This window comes from Chitinophaga fulva, assembly GCF_012927205.1.
Taxonomy (GTDB): domain Bacteria; phylum Bacteroidota; class Bacteroidia; order Chitinophagales; family Chitinophagaceae; genus Chitinophaga; species Chitinophaga fulva.
The window spans coordinates 1-19973 of record NZ_JABBGC010000002.1 but is presented as its reverse complement, the minus strand read 5'-3'; the positions used below and the strand labels follow the sequence as shown (position 1 = coordinate 19973).

General features: G+C 50.9%; 17 protein-coding genes. 11 read left to right on the top strand and 6 right to left on the bottom strand.

Going from position 1 to position 19973, the window contains the following annotated elements:
* Window positions 1-79: 79 nt before the first annotated feature.
* From HHL17_RS16980 to HHL17_RS16960, 5 genes are all read left to right on the top strand, one after another.
* On the top strand, window positions 80-1333 hold the full coding sequence (locus HHL17_RS16980) for a peroxiredoxin family protein (protein WP_169226033.1): 1254 nt from the start codon (window positions 80-82) through the stop codon (window positions 1331-1333).
* Between the two features lie 78 nt (window positions 1334-1411).
* Window positions 1412-2056, top strand: coding sequence for a YceI family protein (locus tag HHL17_RS16975; protein WP_169226032.1), 645 nt, complete (start codon window positions 1412-1414; stop codon window positions 2054-2056).
* A 378-nt stretch (window positions 2057-2434) separates the two neighbouring features.
* On the top strand, window positions 2435-3385 hold the full coding sequence (locus HHL17_RS16970) for a cytochrome-c peroxidase (protein ID WP_169226031.1): 951 nt from the start codon (window positions 2435-2437) through the stop codon (window positions 3383-3385).
* A 17-nt stretch (window positions 3386-3402) separates the two neighbouring features.
* The gene (locus tag HHL17_RS16965) at window positions 3403-5952 is read left to right on the top strand and encodes a TonB-dependent receptor plug domain-containing protein (protein ID WP_169226030.1); all 2550 of its coding nucleotides are present in this window, start codon (window positions 3403-3405) and stop codon (window positions 5950-5952) included.
* A gap of 23 nt (window positions 5953-5975) precedes the next feature.
* A complete protein-coding gene (locus HHL17_RS16960) occupies window positions 5976-6743 on the top strand; it encodes a DUF4397 domain-containing protein (RefSeq protein ID WP_169226029.1) in 768 nt (255 codons plus the stop codon).
* A 5-nt stretch (window positions 6744-6748) separates the two neighbouring features.
* Here the strand turns inward: HHL17_RS16960 and HHL17_RS16955 are convergent, their stop codons facing one another.
* Both HHL17_RS16955 and HHL17_RS16950 read right to left on the bottom strand, forming a co-directional pair.
* Complete coding sequence (locus tag HHL17_RS16955; RefSeq protein ID WP_169226028.1) at window positions 6749-7321, bottom strand: ester cyclase; 573 nt, start codon at window positions 7319-7321, stop codon at window positions 6749-6751.
* Window positions 7322-7410: 89 nt separating this feature from the next.
* A complete protein-coding gene (locus HHL17_RS16950; protein WP_169226027.1) occupies window positions 7411-9297 on the bottom strand; it encodes a TonB-dependent receptor plug domain-containing protein in 1887 nt (628 codons plus the stop codon).
* Window positions 9298-9454: 157 nt separating this feature from the next.
* Between HHL17_RS16950 and HHL17_RS16945 the strand changes: the two genes are divergently transcribed.
* Both HHL17_RS16945 and HHL17_RS33835 read left to right on the top strand, forming a co-directional pair.
* Window positions 9455-11203, top strand: a complete 1749-nt coding sequence (locus tag HHL17_RS16945) for an alpha-L-rhamnosidase-related protein (protein ID WP_206156065.1) — start codon at window positions 9455-9457, stop codon at window positions 11201-11203.
* A 15-nt stretch (window positions 11204-11218) separates the two neighbouring features.
* Complete coding sequence (locus HHL17_RS33835; RefSeq protein WP_206156064.1) at window positions 11219-11836, top strand: alpha-L-rhamnosidase C-terminal domain-containing protein; 618 nt, start codon at window positions 11219-11221, stop codon at window positions 11834-11836.
* Window positions 11837-11963: 127 nt separating this feature from the next.
* Here the strand turns inward: HHL17_RS33835 and HHL17_RS16940 are convergent, their stop codons facing one another.
* The 3 genes from HHL17_RS16940 to HHL17_RS16930 all read right to left on the bottom strand — a co-directional run bounded on the left by HHL17_RS16940 (window position 11964) and on the right by HHL17_RS16930 (window position 14711).
* Window positions 11964-12731 (bottom strand): isocitrate lyase/PEP mutase family protein, encoded by a 768-nt coding sequence (locus HHL17_RS16940; protein WP_169226026.1) that lies wholly within the window; start codon window positions 12729-12731, stop codon window positions 11964-11966.
* Between the two features lie 9 nt (window positions 12732-12740).
* Complete coding sequence (locus tag HHL17_RS16935; RefSeq protein ID WP_169226025.1) at window positions 12741-13538, bottom strand: PhzF family phenazine biosynthesis protein; 798 nt, start codon at window positions 13536-13538, stop codon at window positions 12741-12743.
* 93 nt (window positions 13539-13631) lie between these two features.
* Complete coding sequence (locus HHL17_RS16930) at window positions 13632-14711, bottom strand: 3-oxoacyl-ACP synthase III family protein (RefSeq protein ID WP_169226024.1); 1080 nt, start codon at window positions 14709-14711, stop codon at window positions 13632-13634.
* Window positions 14712-15001: 290 nt separating this feature from the next.
* On the opposite strand from HHL17_RS16930, the gene HHL17_RS16925 reads away from it, so the two are divergent.
* Window positions 15002-15361: a SnoaL-like domain-containing protein gene (locus HHL17_RS16925; protein ID WP_169226023.1), complete on the top strand. Its 360-nt coding sequence runs from the start codon at window positions 15002-15004 to the stop codon at window positions 15359-15361.
* A 69-nt stretch (window positions 15362-15430) separates the two neighbouring features.
* On the opposite strand, the gene HHL17_RS16920 is transcribed toward HHL17_RS16925, so the two are convergent.
* The gene (locus HHL17_RS16920; RefSeq protein WP_169226022.1) at window positions 15431-16429 is read right to left on the bottom strand and encodes a sterol desaturase family protein; all 999 of its coding nucleotides are present in this window, start codon (window positions 16427-16429) and stop codon (window positions 15431-15433) included.
* Between the two features lie 92 nt (window positions 16430-16521).
* Between HHL17_RS16920 and HHL17_RS16915 the strand changes: the two genes are divergently transcribed.
* From HHL17_RS16915 to HHL17_RS16905, 3 genes are all read left to right on the top strand, one after another.
* On the top strand, window positions 16522-17436 hold the full coding sequence (locus HHL17_RS16915; RefSeq protein WP_169226021.1) for an alpha/beta fold hydrolase: 915 nt from the start codon (window positions 16522-16524) through the stop codon (window positions 17434-17436).
* 443 nt (window positions 17437-17879) lie between these two features.
* Window positions 17880-18989 (top strand): metallophosphoesterase, encoded by a 1110-nt coding sequence (locus HHL17_RS16910; RefSeq protein WP_240975887.1) that lies wholly within the window; start codon window positions 17880-17882, stop codon window positions 18987-18989.
* Between the two features lie 138 nt (window positions 18990-19127).
* Window positions 19128-19697, top strand: a complete 570-nt coding sequence (locus HHL17_RS16905) for a hypothetical protein (protein WP_169226020.1) — start codon at window positions 19128-19130, stop codon at window positions 19695-19697.
* The last annotated feature ends 276 nt before the right edge of the window (window positions 19698-19973 follow it).

Here is a 19973-nt window from a genome sequence, read left to right as displayed (position 1 = left end):
CCGCGCTCCGGTACCGTCCGGGCACAGCGTCTCCCTGTGCATTGTTCACACAATTTTGCTCAACCAAAAAATAAAACCCATGAAAACACATAAGTCTTTCTTACTCACCGGCCTCTTGTCTGTCTCCCTGCTGGGCAGCGCTGCCGCTACGCCCGACAAACCGTTTGTCCGCGAGGGCATCTGGCGGGGCGTCTTCACCCTCAACGAATCACAGGTGCCTTTTAACTTTGAACTGAAAGGCAAAGACCCCGAACACGCGGTGTTTACGCTGCTCAACGGTACCCGTCGCGATGACTTCCATGTACAACGCATTGGCGCTGATTCGCTGTTCATCAAAATGAATACCTACGACGCCGCACTGGTAGCCAAAATAGAAGATGACGGTAAAATCACCGGTGAATACCGCAGCCTGGTGCCCAATTTCAGGGGCAACGCCCTCCCCTTCGCCGCTGAATACGGCCAGAGCTACCGCTTTGCGCCGCCAGGCACCGAAGCAGCCCCTCAACATGACATCAGCGGCAAATGGGACCTGACCATCTACAGCAAAGAACCCACGCCGAACCGCGTAGGCCTGCTAAAACAACAGGGCAACAAACTTACGGGCGTGATCATGTCGGTAGTTGGTGACAGCCGCGAACTGGAAGGCACCGTGCACGGCGACGAATTTGAGCTGTCCGGCTTTACCGGCCCCAGCCCCATCTACATCAAAGGGAAAATCAATGATGACAAATCCCTGACAGGAGAGCTCAGTCTGGGTATCTACAACAACATCAAATTTGATGGCAGCAAAAATGCAGGAGCAGAACTGCCAGACCCATACAAACTCACGTTCCTGAAGGAAGGCTACAAAAAACTGGACTTCACCCTCCCCGATCTGGACGGTAAAACGGTTTCCCTCAGCGATGAAAAATACAAAGGCAAAGTGGTGATCGTGGAAATCATCGGCACCTGGTGTCCCAACTGTACGGACCAGACATCATTCCTCTCCCCCTGGTACAATAAAAACAAAGACAGGGGCGTAGAAGCGATCGCTATTGGTTTTGAACAGAAAGACGACCTCGAATACGCCCGCTATACGCTGGGTAAACTCAAAGAAAAATACAACATACAATATGATATTCTTTTTGGTGGCATTGCTGATAAGAAAGTGGCGTCAGAGAAATTACCGGCGCTCAACCGCATGATGGCTTTCCCCACCACCATCCTCATAGACCGTAAAGGAGAAGTAAGACAGATACATACCGGTTACACCGGGGAAATCACTGGTCAATATTACCAGGATTACGTAGCCAAATGGAACAAAGATCTGGACGAGCTGATAGCTGAAAAATAATTTAACTTTTTTTTTCCGCTTTGCGCAAATGCTTCTCCGTAAATCAACCTACTTTGCAGCAAATTTAAACACACACATATGCAACGATTAGTATCCTTGGTATTCATGGGAAGCGCCATCATACTGATGTCTTTAACCTCTCCTGCAACTGCCGGCAACAACAAACCTGCAAAAGCTGTCACCAGCACTAAAAAAGCTACTGCCTTCCAGGTAGACAAATCTCAGAGCAAACTGTTCTGGGTGGGCAAAAAAGTAACCGGTCAGCACAGCGGCACCATCAACGTGGCCGACGGCAAACTGGACGTAGAGAACAACGTATTGAAAGGCGGTAATTTCTCCCTGGATACCCGCAGCATCGCGGTTACCGACATCAAAGATGCAGACGGTAACGCCAAACTGGTGGGTCACCTGAAAAGCGAAGACTTCTTCGGCGTAGAGAAATTCCCTGCTGCCAACTTCGTGATCACTAAAGTAGCGTCTAAAGGCAACGGTAAATATGATATTACCGGTAACCTGACTATCAAAGGCATTACCAACGCGATCACTTTCCCTGCCACCGTGGCTGTTGCAGGCAACAAACTGACTGCCAAAGCGGACATTAAGGTAGACCGTACCAAATACAACATCCGTTACGGTTCCAAAAACTTCTTTGAAGGTATAGGCGACAAAGCCATCTACGACGATTTCGATCTGACCGTGGAACTGGTGGCTAACGCCCAGTAATTACCCTCCTCCGTCCATTACTACTTACCCCCATTATAATTCCTGGGGAGAGCAGGCACTATCGCCCGCTCTCCCGGGAATGCCAAAACATTTTTTTATTTGGTTATTTTTTTATTTGGTTATTTTTTGAGGGTGAAGAACTTACTATCTATGCATATAGCCAATAACCAGGTAGATTAACCAACAGGTAATCAACCAACCTTACAGCAACCTACCACAGAACCAAACTGCGCCAGCGCAGCAAACAAAACAACCAGGAGCAACCACTTCTTTACGGCCACCAGTTAAACAGCCCAGGGTAAATATCAAAATAATCAAATATTCAGGGCCCATCAACTAAACAACCCAAACAAAATATCTAAATAACTAACTAAAAAAATGATAAAATTCATTTTAATGGGTGTGCTATGCCTTTGCGTTATCCTCGCCGGTTTCCGCAACGACGCACCTACCGGTGATCCCCCTACTAAAGCTCAACTGGGGGAACAGTTGTTTTTTGAGACCCTGTTATCGAAAGACAAAACGATCAGCTGCGCCTCCTGTCATCAGCCACAGCACGGCTTTGCAGATACCGCCGCTTTAAGTCTGGGTATCCACCGCACCCCCACTAAAAGAAATACGCCCGGCATCACCAATCTCTCCGGACGGCCCAACTACTTCTGGGATGGCCGCGCCGCCACCCTGGAAGCCCAGGCATTACAGCCTATCATCAATCCGGATGAAATGGGGCTGCCCATTGAAGAAGCCGTTCAACGGCTCAATGCCAGTCAGCAGTACCGGCAACTGTTCCAACAAGTGTTCGGCAGTCCGGCTACCGCCGCCAATATCACGCAGGCGCTCGCTGCCTACGAGAAAACGCTCGAAACGGCCAATAGCCCCTACGACCGTTTCATTGCCGGCGATGACAACGCCCTCACGGAACCGGCTAAACGCGGCAGGATATTGTTCATCGGCAAAGCTAATTGCAACAACTGCCACTCGGGGGAAGACTTTACGGCTGACCGTTTCAAAAACATCGGGTTGTACAACGGTAGCACCCTGAATGATGCCGGCCGCTATGATATTACCAAAGACGAACATTACAAGGGCTTTTTCAAAGTGCCGGGCTTGCGCAACGTGGCTGTCACCGCTCCGTATATGCATAACGGTATGTTCCGCACGCTTCGTGAAGTGATTACCTATTATAACAACCCCAATGCCGTTGTGCCGGATGGCATCGGCAGAGACCTGTCACTGAACAAACCACTGAACCTGAGCGAACAGGAGATACAAGACCTGGAAGCCTTCCTGGTGGCATTGACAGACGACCGCTTTACACATCGACCTTAACTATCATCAACCAACGCATGAAAAAAATTATACTCACTGTCACCGCCCCTTTGCTGTTTCACAGCTTGTCGGCACAGGAAAAACACCTGACCGACACCACCCGGCAATTGGGAGAAATACAGATCGTCGGCTCACGCAGCGCCGACCGTACCAAGCTGAACTCTCCCGTACCGGTAGATATCATTGATATTAAATCATTGCAGGAAACGGCCCCCCAGACCAGTATCACCCAGCTCCTGCAGTACATCTCTCCTTCTTTTCACTCCGTTAACGGCAGCAATGCCGGCGATGCCGGTTCAGCCCTCAATCTGGCGCAGCTGCGGGGACTGGGCGTAGATCAGCTGCTGGTGCTGGTCAACGGCAAACGCCGTCACAAAAGCGCCAATGTCAACTGGGGCGGCCTTGGCAACGGCGCCACCGGTTATGACCTTAACGCCATCCCCGTCAGCGCCATTGACCGTATCGAAATACTGCGTGACGGCGCCGCCGCCCAGTATGGCTCTGATGCCATCGCCGGCGTGATCAACGTCGTGTTGAAAAAACAAACCGACCATATCCTTGTGAATACCTCGGCCAGCACACGGCGTAGAGGCGATGGCGTTACCACCCGCACCGGTATCAACTACGGCACGCGGGTAGGGCAACAAGGCGGCTTCTTTAATGTTACCGCCGAATTTGCCACACAGGCCATCGCCCTGCCGCCCGGCCGCGACGATGCAGGCCTGTATATCGGTCCTGTCTTTGGCGGTGGCGCCAATACCAGGGGCTATGATGCCATCTACACCAAAGAAATAGACGATGCCATCCTGAAAAGCCGGGGAATAGACCGCCACCACTTCGATCAGCGTGGCCCCGGTTCCAACAAAGCCAAAGAAGCACTGCTGTTTTTTAATACAGCCATCCCCGTTAGAGAGCAGACAGAGCTATACGCTTTTGGTGGTATCAGTCGCCGCAACTCCCAGTTCACCGCGGTATACCGCCTCCCTGGCTGGACAGAGCGCAACAATACCACCTTGTACCCCGACGGCTTTCTTCCCGCCATGGACAATGGCATCACGGACAAGTCCATCGCCATCGGTGTAAAAACTACCATCAACCAATGGAAAATTGACCTGTCCAACGTATACGGCAGAAACGATTTCAGTAATGTGATCAGTAACTCATTGAATGCAAGTCTGGGTGCCAAAAGCCCCACCACTTTCGATGCCGGCAAATACAACGGCACACAGAACACGGCCAGTCTGGATATCAGCCGTTATTTCAAACAGGCGTTACACGGACTTAACATCGCTTTTGGTGCACAATACCGCACCGAAACCTACCAGATCATAGCCGGTGAAGAAGCTTCCTATATCAAAGGGGACCTGCGCCCCGTTTACCGGGTAGACACCAGCGCCGCCGGCGTACCTTATCTCTCCGATGCTGGCTGGCTGGCGCTCAACGGCCTTTCCCCCGGATCACAGATACATGCCGGCTTCCGGCCTGTCAATGAAGTGAATGTCAGTCGCGCTATTGTAGCTGCCTATGCCGATGTGGAAGCAAAAATCACCCCGCAGTGGCTGATATCCGCTGCCGTACGTGCAGAGAACTTCTCCGATTTTGGTAATGTCACCACCGGGAAAATAGCCTCCCGCTATAGCTTTGCGCCATGGCTAAGCCTTCGCGCCTCCGCCAATACCGGCTTCCGTGCGCCGGACCTTGCGCAGTTTTATTACACCGAAACCTCCACTACCTTTCAGCAGGGCCGCGCGATAGACCTGGTGACGGCTTCCAATAAAAGCGCCGCTACCCGGGCACTTGGCATCCCCTCGCTCACGCCTGAACGTTCTACCGGGTATGCCGCCGGTATTACTTCCCAGCCGGCGCCCAACGCAGAAATCACTGCGGACGCTTATTATGTGGACATCAGAAATCGTGTAGGCAATACCGGTAACTTCTCCGCCAGCGATACCCATTTGCCGGCAGACGTACGCGCACTGCTGTTGCAAACCGGTACTACACAGGCCAAGTTCTTCTACAATGCCTTCAGTACCCGCACCAAAGGCGTAGAGGTAACCGCCAGCTACCGCATCCCGCTGGACCACGGCCAGTTGCAGCTGCTCGCCGGCGGCAACTTTGTGCACAATGAAGTAACGCATATCAATACCCCCAAAGGACTGGAGGAATACCAATATGTGATCTTCAGCGAAGCCGAAAGAGCAAGGGTAACAACCAATATTCCCGGTCAGAAAATAACGCTGCAAGGCACCTGGACCACGTCCCGCTGGTCACTGCTGCTGCGCACCGTATACTTCGGGTCCGTAACCACTGCCACGGCACAAAATGCCACCTTCCCGAAACCGGATTATTATTTCCAGGAGCTCAAACCAATCTGGATTACCGACCTGTCCGCAGGATACCATATCACCCGGTCCATCCAGGTGACAGCAGGGGTTAACAATGTGTTCAATGTGTTGGGAGACTATACCGACGCAGCCATTTCGGGCCTGCGCAACCCGACCGTAGTAGGCATACAAAACGGTAGCGCAGGTATCCAGCCATTTGTAAGGCTCTTTGGCAAATTCTGATCATCGTCCTAAAACAACCGCATATGAAAAAATATTTTCCGCTTATCATATTAGCCCTGAGCGCCTGCACCAAAAGCGATTACCTCGATGTGAACGCCGCAGAACGTCCGCCGCTCAATGCTTACATCAGCTTCGTAAATGCACGGCCCGTGGCCACCGGCATCCAGTTCTGGACATTCACCCAACAGATCACGACCGCGGCCGTCGGGGTAAACCAGGTCTCACCGTACCTGCCCACTACTTTTGGCAACGTGCAGATCAACTTTACAGAAGGAAGCGGCGCCAGCTACAAGGCTTCGCGCCAGTTTGGCAACAGTGCCGCCTATACGGAAACAGGCGGACCTAACGGCCCCATTGCAGGCTACTACCACACGGTAGTGGCCGCAGCTAAAAAGAATGACCGCAGCAAAGACACGCTGGTATTATTTTATGATGACCTGAGCAGCGCCCCTGCCGGCAAGGCTAAACTACGCTTCCTGCACTTCGCTGCCGGTACCGGTGAAGTACAGGTGAAGCTGCAACAGCAGAACAATGAAAAAGTCTGGTTTGAAAAGGTGGGTTATGGCAGCGCCGGCGGGAGTAACCTGTCTGGCGCTGCTTATGACTTGGGGCCGTTCACTAACGTAGACGCAAGTACGATTTCATTGACCGTCAGTGTAAATGGACAGGCATTAAACATACCATCGCTTTCCGGCCTGCAACTGGAAGCGGGCAAAGCTTATACGGTGCTGCTGCACGGTGGCGTAAATGAAAAAGATATTCCGGGTGCGCGTCTTATTGTGCATCCATAACACTGTTATTGCGAAATCTGTTTCATCAGCGCTGCATTGTCCCAGAAAAGCGTTTCCGCCACCATCTTGCCATCTTTCCACTCTCCTACGGTACACATCTGGAGCTTGAATTTTTTGCCGGTGGGCGGCATGGTCTTGCCACCGCCCATAGGCATCGGCCGGGAGAAAGTACCTTCCATTTCCCCTACGACGCAGGTGTATTTTCCAACACCGAATTTAATGGGATGGGCGGTGATCTTTGTATCAGGCGCAAATACAAACATGGGCTTCAGTTCATCAATATGGGTAGGGATGCCCGTTGTCTGATGCCCATCAGGGTAGGTCACCACAATATTATTAGCGTGGCTGATCTGTAAACTATCCCACAACTGATGACTGTAAAAGTTGAAGTCCAACGAATCGAAACGGGTCAGGTAGGTATTCATTTGCTGCTGGTCTTTTTCATACTGGTCCAGCTTAGCCTGCAGGGAATCAGCTTTGGCTTTCCAGTCGCCGCCACCGGGATTTGGATTGGCGCAGGAAATCCATAATAGGGAAGCTAAGGCCCCGATACTTAAAAAGAAGGTGAACTTTTTCATGTCTGGAAGGCTTTAAGTGCGACTTAAATTACATTCCGGACAGAGAAAAAGTTCACCTCTGTATTGTTAAACACGTAGTGTTGTTGCTGTTAGAATTTCACGATACCACCCAGTGTCACCCATCTGCCGGGCATTGGCACGGCGCCGGCTTCCACATAGGTCACGTCCAGCAGGTTGTTCACATCCGCATACACCTGGAAACGGCGTTGCTGGTAAGCGATACGGGCATCTACCACTGTATAATCCATATAGCTGATACGCATATTGTAACGGGCAGTTGCAGACACCATCCAGTGTTGCAGCAGGGATGCCCTTACACCGGCGGTGAACTGATGCCGCAAGCTCTCAATGACGTAGCGGGATATTTTTTTGCTGTTGTCATCTCCCTTAAAAGAAGGCGACAGGTAGTTATAACCGGCGTTGGCGGCAAAACTATTGAACACGCCGGAAGCGAAAGTGGTAGCATAACCGGTTTGCAGCGAGAACCCTTTGGTGTCTGCGCGCTGGAAGTTCTGTGGCTGCCATGGCTGTGGCAGACTGTCTTTCACGTAGTCAATAAAATCAGATATCTGACGGTAGAACACACTGCCGGAATAGGAGAATTTACCGCTGTATTTCCGGAGGCCTGCTTCCATATAAGTAGCTTTCTCCACGCCCAGGTTGGCATTTCCCCGAATGGCCGGGCTCTTGTAATACAGATCCGTATAAGTAGGCAGGCGTTGCGCCGTACCAATATTAGCATACAGTTTCAGATCGGAGGTGATATTAAAACCCGCATCTGCTCCAGGGAAGAACTGCCATCCGTAGGCGGAGTTATAATTCAGGTAACCACCTACTGAGAAGCTGAACCGCCTGTCGGCTTTGCTTTTATACTCGCCGTAGATACCGATGTTGGTACGTTCGTGATTACCCAGGTTGTTACTGTTAATGGCCTCATAACGCGCTTCTGCCCCTGCACCGAATGAACCGATGGCGGTTTCAAAACGGTTGTTAAGCTCTACGTCCACGATGTTATTGTCGTGCAGGTTGGCGCCCGCTTTATTTTGTTTTACGTAGAGATAATTGTCTTCCGTGTAACGGTAACTTACCCGGGGTGTCATCTCCCAGCTTTTGTTGATCTGTATTTTATCGCTGACGGCTGCCAGGAATGTTTTCACAGATTCTTCCGATTCTTTGTCACCGGGGGCGGCGTAGAAACCGTTGGCGCCGTAGCTGTTTTTCACAAACCCTGCCAGTGCCCGGATATCGTGGTTGGCAGCCGGCTGGAAAACGCCCTGGTAAAAGGCCCGGTAGTTATCGTAAGCGGTATTGTAGCGGTAACCGTTGCCGCTATTGGCATTGAGCGACAGCGACTGCCCGGTGTTGCCGGTCATGAGGGTACCGGTAGCACCGATGCCATAACCACTGTACAACTTGTTTTTTTCATCTTTTTTGAAGCTGCTGCCCACGTTGGCGCGAACAACGGCCCCTGTTTCCTTCGGCTGCCGGGTGATGATATTGATGGCGCCATTGAGCGCATTGATACCATAAACCCTGGCGGCAGCGCCACGGAGCACCTCAATATGGTCCACGTCCTCGAGGGAAACGGGTAGGTTCATCATATTATGGCCTGTCTGCGGATCAGTGATTTTAATGCCGTTCAGCAGCACGAGTGTCTGGTCGAAAGTACCGCCATCGATGCCGATATCCGCCTGAACGCCTCCCGGGCCGCGCTGGCGCACGTCCAGACCGGGCACAAAAGCCAATACTTCGTTGATGGAGGTGACAGCCAAAGCGTCTATCTGTTTGCGGCTGATAATGGTAATATTGCGGTTGGCCGCCTTTAAAGGCGCTGCCAGCCTGTTTTCCTGTACAATCACCTCATCAAGGCTATGGGTGGTCATGGCCGTGTCGGGACGCTGTTGCGCAGCTGCCCTGCCACACAGGCCCATCAGCAGAAATATCAGGAGTGTACGGTTATTCGTATAAATACGCATTTTCTTAAAATTGGTCAAAGCGGCGCAAATGTACAGAATTTATTTACAACCGGCTTGCTGCGCGTCCTGTACTGTCCTGTCCGCCGGTCATATTTTCTTTCGCGTATAAACATTAGACACTATCTTACCAGCACTGCTTACCAATAAAAGCATCAACATGAAATTCCACGTATATCCTTTGCTGATCTTACTTTGCTGCGCCTTTCCATTTATAGGGCATAGCCAGCTGCCGCCCAATCCGGCGCTGCTGCAAAACCACTGGACAGCCACCTGGATCAGCTGTCCCGGTATAGCCCAGCGGGCTTATGGCATCTATCATTTCCGGAAGACCGTTGCACTGGCCGCCAAACCATCGAAATTCATCGTGCACCTGAGCGCTGATAACCGATACCGCTTTTTTGTGAATGGCCAGGCCATATGCAGCGGCCCTGCACGCGGTGATCTCTATAACTGGAACTACGAAACTGTTGACATTGCCTCCTACCTGCAGGCAGGTAATAACACCCTGGCGGCTTTGGTCTGGAATATGGGAGAACATGCTCCGGTGGCGCAGGTATCCAATCAAACCGGATGGCTGCTGCAGGGAGATACCGAAACAGAGAAGATCGTCAATACCGACAAGAGCTGGAAAGTATACCACGATACCGCCTATACCCCCTGCTCACTCGACAACGGCGCCAGGATGCGCAGTTACATGGTCATAGGCCCGGGCGACCATGTAAAGGGAACGGTCTTTCCCTGGGGCTGGGAGCAGCCCGGCTTTGACGACAGCGGCTGGAGCGCCGCCAGCGGCGTCACCCACCCAGCTTCCGCCGGTTATGGTACGGATAACCTCTGGACGCTGGTCCCCCGCAGCATTCCGCTGATGGAAGAAGTACCGGAGCGTATGGGCACTGTGCGGCGTTCCAGCGGCATCACACCGGTGGCCGGTTGGCCCAATAAGCCAGGTGCCCTGGAAATACCTGCACATCAAACGGTGAGCATACTGGTGGACCAGGCTTATAACACCTCCGCCTATCCGCAGCTGACCGTTTCCGGCGGCAAGGCTTCCACTATCAAAATGACTTATGCAGAAGCACTGTTCCGCAACCACCAGAAAGCCAACCGCAACCAGGTGGAAGGGATGGAGATCATTGGCAACTATGACATTTTTGAGCCGGACGGCGGCAACCGCCGTACTTTCCGGCCCTTATGGTTCCGCACCTACCGCTACCTCCAGCTGGATATCACCACCGGCAACGAGCCGCTCCGTATAGATGATCTCCATGGCATGCGTACTGGTTACCCTTTTGAAGAAAAAGCCAGTTTCAGTTGTAACGATACCACGCTCACGGACATATGGAAAACCGGGTGGCGCACCGCGCGGCTCTGCGCCGGCGAAACGTATTTCGACTGCCCCTATTACGAACAGCTGCAATACGAAGGCGATACCCGTATCCAGTCGCTCATTTCCCTCTATGTGGCTGGCGATGACCGGTTGATGCGCAAAGCCATCCATGACTTTTACTGCTCCCGTGTGCCGGAAGGCCTTACACAGGGCCGTTATCCGAGCAACCGCATGCAGGTGATCCCTCCTTTTTCGCTTTTTTGGGTGTCTATGCTGCATGATTACTGGATGCACCGGAAAGATGATGTTTTCCTGCAACAGTACCTCATGGCCGCACAGGGCGTGCTGGACTGGTACGAGCGGCATATCGACAGCAGCCGTATGATGCTGGGACCGATGCATTGGTGGGGCTTTACCGACTGGAACACCGCATTCCCCGGTGGTGTGCCCGATGGTGCTACAGATGGCCATTCTGCGGTGATCACCTTACAATATGCGTGTACATTGCATCAGGCAGCCGCTTTGTTCGCCGGTTTCGGAAAACCCGCATTGGCGCAGCATTACAAGGAGGTAGCATAGCGGCTTACCCAAAGCGTGTACCGCCAGTGTTTTGACGCGGGGCGTCAGGCAATGGCCAATACTCCTGAGAAAAAGACTTTCAGTCAGCATGCCGGTATCATGGCCGTGCTGGCCGGTGCTATCCCCGCGAATCAGGAGCAGTCCGTTCTCCGCAGACTGATGACCGATACCACGCTTAGTCAGGCTACATTTTATTATCGCTTTTACCTCAACCAGGCGTTGAAGAAGGCAGGTATGGCCAATCAATATTACGGCCAGCTGCAACCCTGGCGTGATATGCTGGCCATGGGGCTTACCACTTTCGCAGAAAACCCGGAACCTACCCGCTCCGACTGCCATGCCTGGAGCGCCAGTCCCAATTACGATTTTCTGGCCACCATCTGTGGTATCGTGCCCGCCCAACCCGGATTTGCCCGCGTAAAAATTGCGCCCGCACCCGGTGAGCTGCAACAAATAAAAGGCAGCATGCCGCATCCGCTGGGCAATATAACGGTATCGCTCCTACGAAAAGGAGCACATGGCATTACCGCCAGCATTACCTTGCCGGCCGGACTGGATGGGGTATTTGTGTGGGAAGGCAAAGAGAAAGCGTTACACAGCGGTCAACAGGATTTTGATATTGGGGTATTTTGATATTTAGCTAATTGATTTACGGATTTTTTGATTTACGAATTTTGGGATTTCGGGGTTTGATAAATTTTGATAAAATCGAAAATCCATCCGTCAAGATCCCAAAATCCGTAAATCAAAAAATCGAAAATCAAAAAATCGTTTCAAAGTTCCCATCTGCCATTACCTGGTCCAAACGTTGTCCCAGTGCTCGTTTCTGCGCCCAGTACACGCTACCGCCCATGCTGATGCGTTTTACACCGAGCGTGTTCAGCTCATCGATCCCCGGCAGGCCTTTCATGGACATTACATTCACCGGCAGTTTGGTAGCCGATACGACAGCCTGAATATCCGCAGGTTCTTTGATGAATGGAACAAAGAGCCCATCGGCACCAGCCTCTGTGTATAGCCGTGCCCGTACAAAAGTCTCTTCCAGTTTTCCCGGAATGTCTAACAGGAACGTGTCTGTCCGTGCATTGATAAAAAGGTTTTGTCCTTTTGCAGCGAGATGGCTTTTGATAGCGGCGATTTTTTTCACAAAATCATCTGCGGGCAACAATGTCCTGGTACCGGAAGGTGCAGAATCTTCCAGGTTAATGCCCGCCACGCCGGCTTCCACCAGCAGGTCTATATTAGCCAGCAGGCCCTCTATAGAATCGGCGTACCCGGCTTCAATATCAGCAGATACGGGTACTTCCACACATTCCACAATACGGCGGATGATATGCAGCAGTTCACCGAAAGAAATATTTTGTCCGTCGGCATATCCCAGCGTATCCGCGATAGCCGAGCTGGACGTAGCGATGGCTTTGATACCTTTTTCCTGCATCACGCGGGCACTGGCCACATTCCAGGCATTACCCAGCAACAGCAGTGTTTCCTGGTGATGTAATTGTTTGAATTGTTCGTAAACAGACATGGATTCCTTTTATTGATGGTTTACATTAAATGTACCGGAGATAACAGTCACCGCTTCCCCACGGAGTAAAACGCGGTCGCCCTGAAGCTCCACCTCCAGTTCTCCTCCCCTTGCGGAAGCCTGGTAAGCGAGGAAAGTGGTCTTGCCCAGTTTGTCCGCCCAGTAGCGTGCGAGGCAACAATGTGCGGAGCCGGTCACCGGGTCTTCGTTGACACCCAGTGGCACAGCAAAGTAGCGGGATACAAAATCATAGGGACTGTCGCTGTCTCCCGGAGCGGTGATCACCACCGGATAAGACGCCAACAATTGGAAGTCGGGCTCAAACTCCGCCACGGCACCGGCTGACGGCAGCTCCACGATATAACGGTCATGGCTATACACCGCATTGCTGTAGTTGTCCTGGAACAACTGACGCAAAGCAGTAGGTAGTACCACCTGCTCGTAAGTACGTGCGGGGAAATCAAGTTCAATCAGCTGCTCCCTGCCGGCGGCGGTCAGCAGGCCGCTGCGGACGGTATGAAAGCGCAACGGCGTATCACGCGGCTCCAGCCCGTTGCTCCACAGCACATGCGCGCTCGCCAGCGTAGCGTGTCCACAGAGGGCGATCTCCAGTGTGGGCGTAAACCAGCGAAGGCTGTAGCCGTCCGCCTGTTTCAACAGGAAAGCTGTTTCAGGAAGATTGTTTTCTGCGGCGATGGCCAACATCGTTTCATCGGGCAGTGAGGTTTCCAGCAGGCATACACCGGCCGGATTACCGGAGAAGGTTTTATTGGTAAAAGCATCTACCTGGAAGAAACGGATATTCATATCGTGAGGGATTGTTGAATAGCAAAATTGCAACAATTCCTCCGGCTAAAACAGATACAGTTTTCCATTTTTTGACCATATCAGATGAGGCCGTTACATCCGGTAACAAACCGCATTAATGTTCATACCGGCGCCTACAGAGGCAAACACGATCACATCGCCCGGATGCAGGGTATGCTCCGGCAGATCGCCTTTGCGCACCATGTCAAACAAGGTGGGGATCGTGGCCACAGAGCTGTTGCCCAGTTCATGGATGTTCATCGGCATTACGCTGGCCAGGTCCGGTGTCAGATCGTACAATTTGTACAGCGCTTTGATGATGGCCTCATCCAGTTTTTCGTTGGCCTGGTGAATGAATATCTTTTTAATCTGAGAGATGGGTATGCCTGTTGCGTCGATACAGGATTTAATGGCTTCCGGTACATGTTTGAGGGCAAACTCGTACACACGGCGCCCTTGCATTTTTACGTATTTGATGCCGGTGTCTTCTTCCGGGGAATTGGAGACACCGGTGTTGATGTAGTTCAATTCCTGGATGGCGTAGGTTTGTGCGGCGGCAGCGAGGATGCCCGGACCGTCTGCCGTTCCTTCTGCGGCTTCCAGAACCATGGCGCCGGCGCCGTCACTGAAAATCATACTGTCGCGGTCATGGCTGTCGAGCACGCGGCTCAGCACTTCCGCTCCAATGACCAGGCAACGTTTCGCTACACCGGCACGGATAAAGGCGTCTGCCTGTATCACGCCCTGCAGCCAACCCGGGCAGCCGAAGAGGATATCATATGCCACACAGTTGGGATTGCGGATACCCAGTATATTTTTTACGCGGGCAGCCAGTGAAGGCACGGCGCCCGACTGTATGGAGCCTTGTTCTACATCTCCGAAATTGTGCGCCACGATCAACTGATCAATCGTTTCCGGGTCGATGCCGGCATCTTCCAGCGCCTTTTGGGCCGACCATGCAGCTATTTCAGAGGTATGCTGATCATTCGCCACATAACGGCGCTCACAGATACCGGTGATCTGCCGGAACTTGTCGACAATCTCTTCGCCCGGCGTGTTAATCAGCGCCTGCTGGGCATCATAAAAATGGTTAGGAATAAAATCCCGGTTCAGTTTTGCGACTGCGGGAATAAAGCTGCCAGATCCTTTGATAATCGTGTTGGTCGTGTTCAATGTCCGAGTTTAAAATTTTTTGATAAAAGGCAAATAGGTTCATAGCCTGACATGCGTTTAGTATCCGATTGTGGAGCGGATAGCATGTATCTTTTATAACAGATAAGGTGCAGAAAAATCCTACCGGTTTACCGGCGTTTTTGTCTTAGAAAAGCATTTTTATCCCCCTGAAGGTACTTTTTTTGAAGGACAAAAACTAATACGGGCCCAACAATATCTGACCACCATGGGCTAAATGCGGCCCGATTTTTTACTATCTTTAAAAACAAACACTTATAAACCATTGCACTATGACAATCCAGGAAATCGCCAAGCGCCTCGCAGCCTATTGCGGAAAGGAAGACTACGCCGGTGCTCAAAACGAACTGTATGCAGAAGATGCCATCAGCATTGAACCGGAAGCCATGGGCGTCTTTGAAAAAGAAACCAAAGGCCGGCAAAACATCATCCGCAAGGGAGAACTGTTTATGGACATGATAGAGGCCTCCTATGGCGTGAAAGTGTCCGAACCGCTGATAGCCGGTAATGCCATCGCTTTCACGCTCACAATGGACACTAAGTTCAAAGGGAGGGACCGTAGTACCTTCGAAGAAATCTGTGTTTATGTCGTAAAGGATGGTAAAGTGATCTCAGAGCAATTCTTCTTCTAAAACGGGCCATCCCCCTGTTAGAACAAAATAGCCCGGGGCATTGCTCCGGGCTATTTCGCGCTGGTCATATCAAAGCGCCGCTGCCGCCATTTCTTCCTGGTAAGCCTTTTTTACCACCTTAGCGGTTTTATGATCGCCCGTATGGCTCCACCCCGGCGGCATCACGATGTACAGCAACTTGTTGACAATCCCCGGCGCCTTGCGGACATCTTTCCACAGGCAGTACAACTCCCCGAAATACACATCCAACAGGTTGCCCGGATTCATCTCCCGGGTAATACCATATTGTATCTTCACTTCTCCCTTCTCGGGTTGAAATGTACCGAAGACCTTATCCCATATATTAAGCAGGTTACAGAAATTGGTGTCCATATACTCGGGATTTTTAGCGTGATGTACCCGGTGGTACGACGGCGTCAGGATGATACGGTTCAGGAAACCCATTCTGCCATCCTGCAGCATATTCTCCCCCACATGGATAAAAGCCCCCCAGGTGCCATCAATGAACATGATCAGGAACAGCATGGGCGGATTTACGCCGGCCAGTATGCAGATAGAAGTACGGATCACGTCCGCATACGGCCCTTCCAGGAAAAAGTGCGCATAGGTGACAGACAGGTTCATGGCCTGCGGCGCATGATGGGTGGAATGCAGGCACCAGAAAATACGTACTTTATGTCCCAGGTAATGATAGATAAAATGAGCGAACTCCCACACCACATATCCGTAGATAAACCAGTACCAGGTGAACGTGGTCTGAAAGGGCGCTATTTTTTCAAATACGCCGATACAGAAAGCAATAGCGGCGATGGAAATAAACCGTGAGATAAATCGATTAAGCACAAAAATCAAAAAAGGAATTTTGTAGTCTTCTATCTTAAACCGTTTGTAAATCAGTGCCCGGGTGACTTCTATCAGCAACAGGAAAGGTATCACCGGTGAAATAACGGAAAGGATACCCTTGAATGTAAGCAACGAGGAATAATTGCCGGTACGGTACAGTTCCAGAAGGTTTCCGATACCCAGGAAAGAAATCAGCTCCTGGTACAATGTGTGGAGAATGGCCATAACAGGATAATTAAAAAAGATCAGTAACGTGGAAAAAGTTCTCCCGGGAAAATAATATAAATTCGGGAAGATTTTAACCCGAAATGGTTCTTATGAGAAAATTTCCTATCCTGCTGACTTTACTATTGTCTGCAACCCTGTTAAGCTACAGCCAGTCCACCGACTCTATTCGCACCGCCTGGGGCCATCTGTACTATCATCTTTACGGCAAAGGTGAGCCTGTCATTGTATTATCCGGCGGACCAGGCAATTCCTGCCTGCAACAGGCGGAAGTGGCCGCCGAACTGGGAAAAACGCACCAGGCTGTTCTGCTGGAACAAAGAGGCACCGGTTTGTCCATCCCGGTACCAATGGATTCCACTACCATCAACCTGAAAGCAGCTGTGGAAGACGTACGCCTGCTGATGGACCACCTGCATCTCTCCAAAGTGACGATCTACGGCCACTCCTGGGGTGCTATGCTCGCCATGAACTTCGCTGTCACCTACCCACAGCGGGTGAAAAAACTAGTGCTGGCCTGTCCGGGTTATTACAAATTTGACCCTGGCTTTTTTACCACGCATATCAACAACCTGCGGGTAAGAATGGGCCTGCGCGAAATCGGCCGTTATGATTCCCTGGAGAAGAAAATAGCCGCACATCAGGCTATCAAAGCAGATTCCGTGGAATACAACCGCATCATCCGCATGTCGTACATCTACAACAAAACGATGATCGACAGTATGCTGAAAAAAATTGACGTGGCGCCATCCAACACCACCATGCAGATGCTCATGATCCAGGACCTGAACCGTACCCATTACGATCTGAGTAAAACACTGCCCCGCTATAAAGGCCCCATGTACGTGATTGGTGGCGCGCAGGATGCACTTTCGTTCTATACGTATGAACTGAAACAGGTACATCCTTCAGCTGTCCTGTACTGGATACAGGGTTCTGGTCACTTCCCCATGTTTGAACAGCAGAAAGCTTTCTTTGAAACATTGAAAAAGACACTGCAGCCCTGATTCCTAACGGTCCCCAGGGCTGAAGCCCTGGGCTACGTTGTTATTCAGGTTCTTTATCAGTAGATATCTAAAGGACAGGTTCTGACACCTTTTTTTGGAGAGATTAAGTTTCAACCTGATTTTTAGGGGCCGGCTTCTCTAACATCATAGCCCTGGGCTTTACCCCCGGAACATGCCAGCGAAAACTTAAAATATTTACCGATAATGAACTTGAATAACAACGTAGCCCAGGGCTTTGCCCCCCGAAACATGCCAGCGAAAACTTAAAATATTTACCCATAATGAACTTGAATAACAACGTAGCCCAAGGCTTTGCCCCCCGAAACATGCCAGCGAAAACTTAAAATATTTACCGATAATGAACTTGAATAACAACGTAGCCCAGGGCTTCAGCCCTGGGAACTCCGGAACGCGCAAATGTTGCCTGAGTTAATCTAAACCCGTTGTCAAATCCAATAAAAAAAGCACTGGCCCGGCTGATCATCCGGATGTCTGACCGCTTGTCATCCCGCCCGGACAAAGATGCGGTGTTCAAGTCCCTGTCGCAATTGCACGACCGTATCCTGCAAGGGAAAAAGGATAGCGGCTTGTTGGTACCGTTTGACCTGCAACAGGGCCGTTTCATTATCTTTTCTGACCAACACAAAGGTTGCCGTGATGCGGCTGATGATTTCAAAGAGGCAGCCGATGCCTACACCCATGCGCTGGAATATTATTACGACCATGGCTATACGTTGATTAACCTGGGCGACTGTGAAGAGCTATGGGAAAACACACCGGCCGCTGTGATGCAATACAACGAACCACCCCTGCGGGCAGAAGCCCGCTTTCTGCAAAAGAAACGCTACTACCGCATCTTTGGCAACCACGACCTGGAATGGCACTACGCAGTGCCCCGCCGCCAGTTCCTGCGGCCTTTGTTCGGCAAAAAGCTGCGGATATACGAAGGCCTCGTACTGCAAACACAATACAACGGCAACGCCTATAGGGTATTTCTGGCCCACGGCCACCAGGGCGACAAACGCAGTGACGGCAACGCTTTCAGCAAATGGTTCGTGGCCGCCATATGGACACCGGTACAACGTTTTCTCGATATCCATCCCGATACGCTCTCCGAATCGTTTGACCTCGTAGACGCACACAACATTATGATGTACGAATGGAGCCTGCAGACTGCCAATACCCTGTTTATCTCCGGTCACACCCATAAACCTGTCTTTGCTTCACTGGACCATATTGACCGGCTCACTAAACAGCTACAGCGGGCCACGGCTGATGATGACCTGACCGCCGTCACTGCACTGCAAACCGAACTGCACCAACGGCAGGAAGAATATGCCGGTAAACAGCTGGTGAAAACCATGGCGTACCCCACCTATTTTAATACCGGTTGTTGCTGCTTCAGCGATGGAGATATCACCGGCATAGAGATCGCTGACGGCTTCATCCGCCTCATTAAATGGAGTGGCAAAAACAGTCCTGTAACACATCGTAAGGTGCTGGAGGAAGCTCCGCTTTATTATCTCTTTGATCAGCTGCCACGTAGTATTTAAACGGCCCGTTAATTGTGTTTCCTTTTGCAGCTGAAAATAACAATCATGATTATGGTATTGTTAGCTGTATGGTGATGTGTTCCCTTCGGGGGAATATTATTAGTCATGAAAACTTTCATTGATCCTAAAACCCTGCATATGAAAAGGTTAATTGTTCTCATGGCGCTGCCCATGTTCATCGCGCTCTGTGCAGCAAATGCCCAGGACCCTTTGATGGCCCGCGCCGATAAAAAAGAAATCCGTAGGGAAAAACATGCTGAAAGAAAATCCTTGCGCGCATTGAGAGGAAAGGAAGTCAGTTATGCGTCCAAAATGCGCTTCGGACAAGACTTCGGCAATATTTCAGATGTAGTCTGGGAACGGACCACCTACTTTGACAGGGCCTCCTTTACCAGCAAAGAGGGCAAGCCCATGACGGCCTTTTATGACGAGCAGTCCAACCTGGTAGGTACTACTACCCCCGCTAAATTCTCTGACCTGCCGCCGGCTGCACAACGGGATATTGAAAAACACTACAAAAACTACGCGAACGCCAACGTCATATATTTTGACGACAACGAGTTTAATCAAACCAACATGATTATCTATGGGGAAGAGTTTGAGGACGAAGACAATTATTTCCTGGAAGTAAAAGACGACAACAATAAGCTCATTGTGCTACGGGTAACACCAGAAGGGGAAGTGACTTACTTTTCGGATATCAAATAACATGCGGGGGCGTTGAGACTAAAATAAAATCCCCGGGAACAAAAAAATTGTCCCGGGGGAATCAATCATTAGTAGTTCTACTGCAAAATCTTTTGCCTCAGAAAAAATGCGCAGGAATGGAAAATATCTAAATCGACAAAATAATATCGATGGTCTCGTCCTAAAAAAGGTTTACACCCTATAATGAGTGTAAACATGCAAATAATTACCAAAGGAGCCCCCAAAAAGCTGGGGCGGGAGTATAGCCATGACCTGTCGTTTATCCGCCAGGTAGTC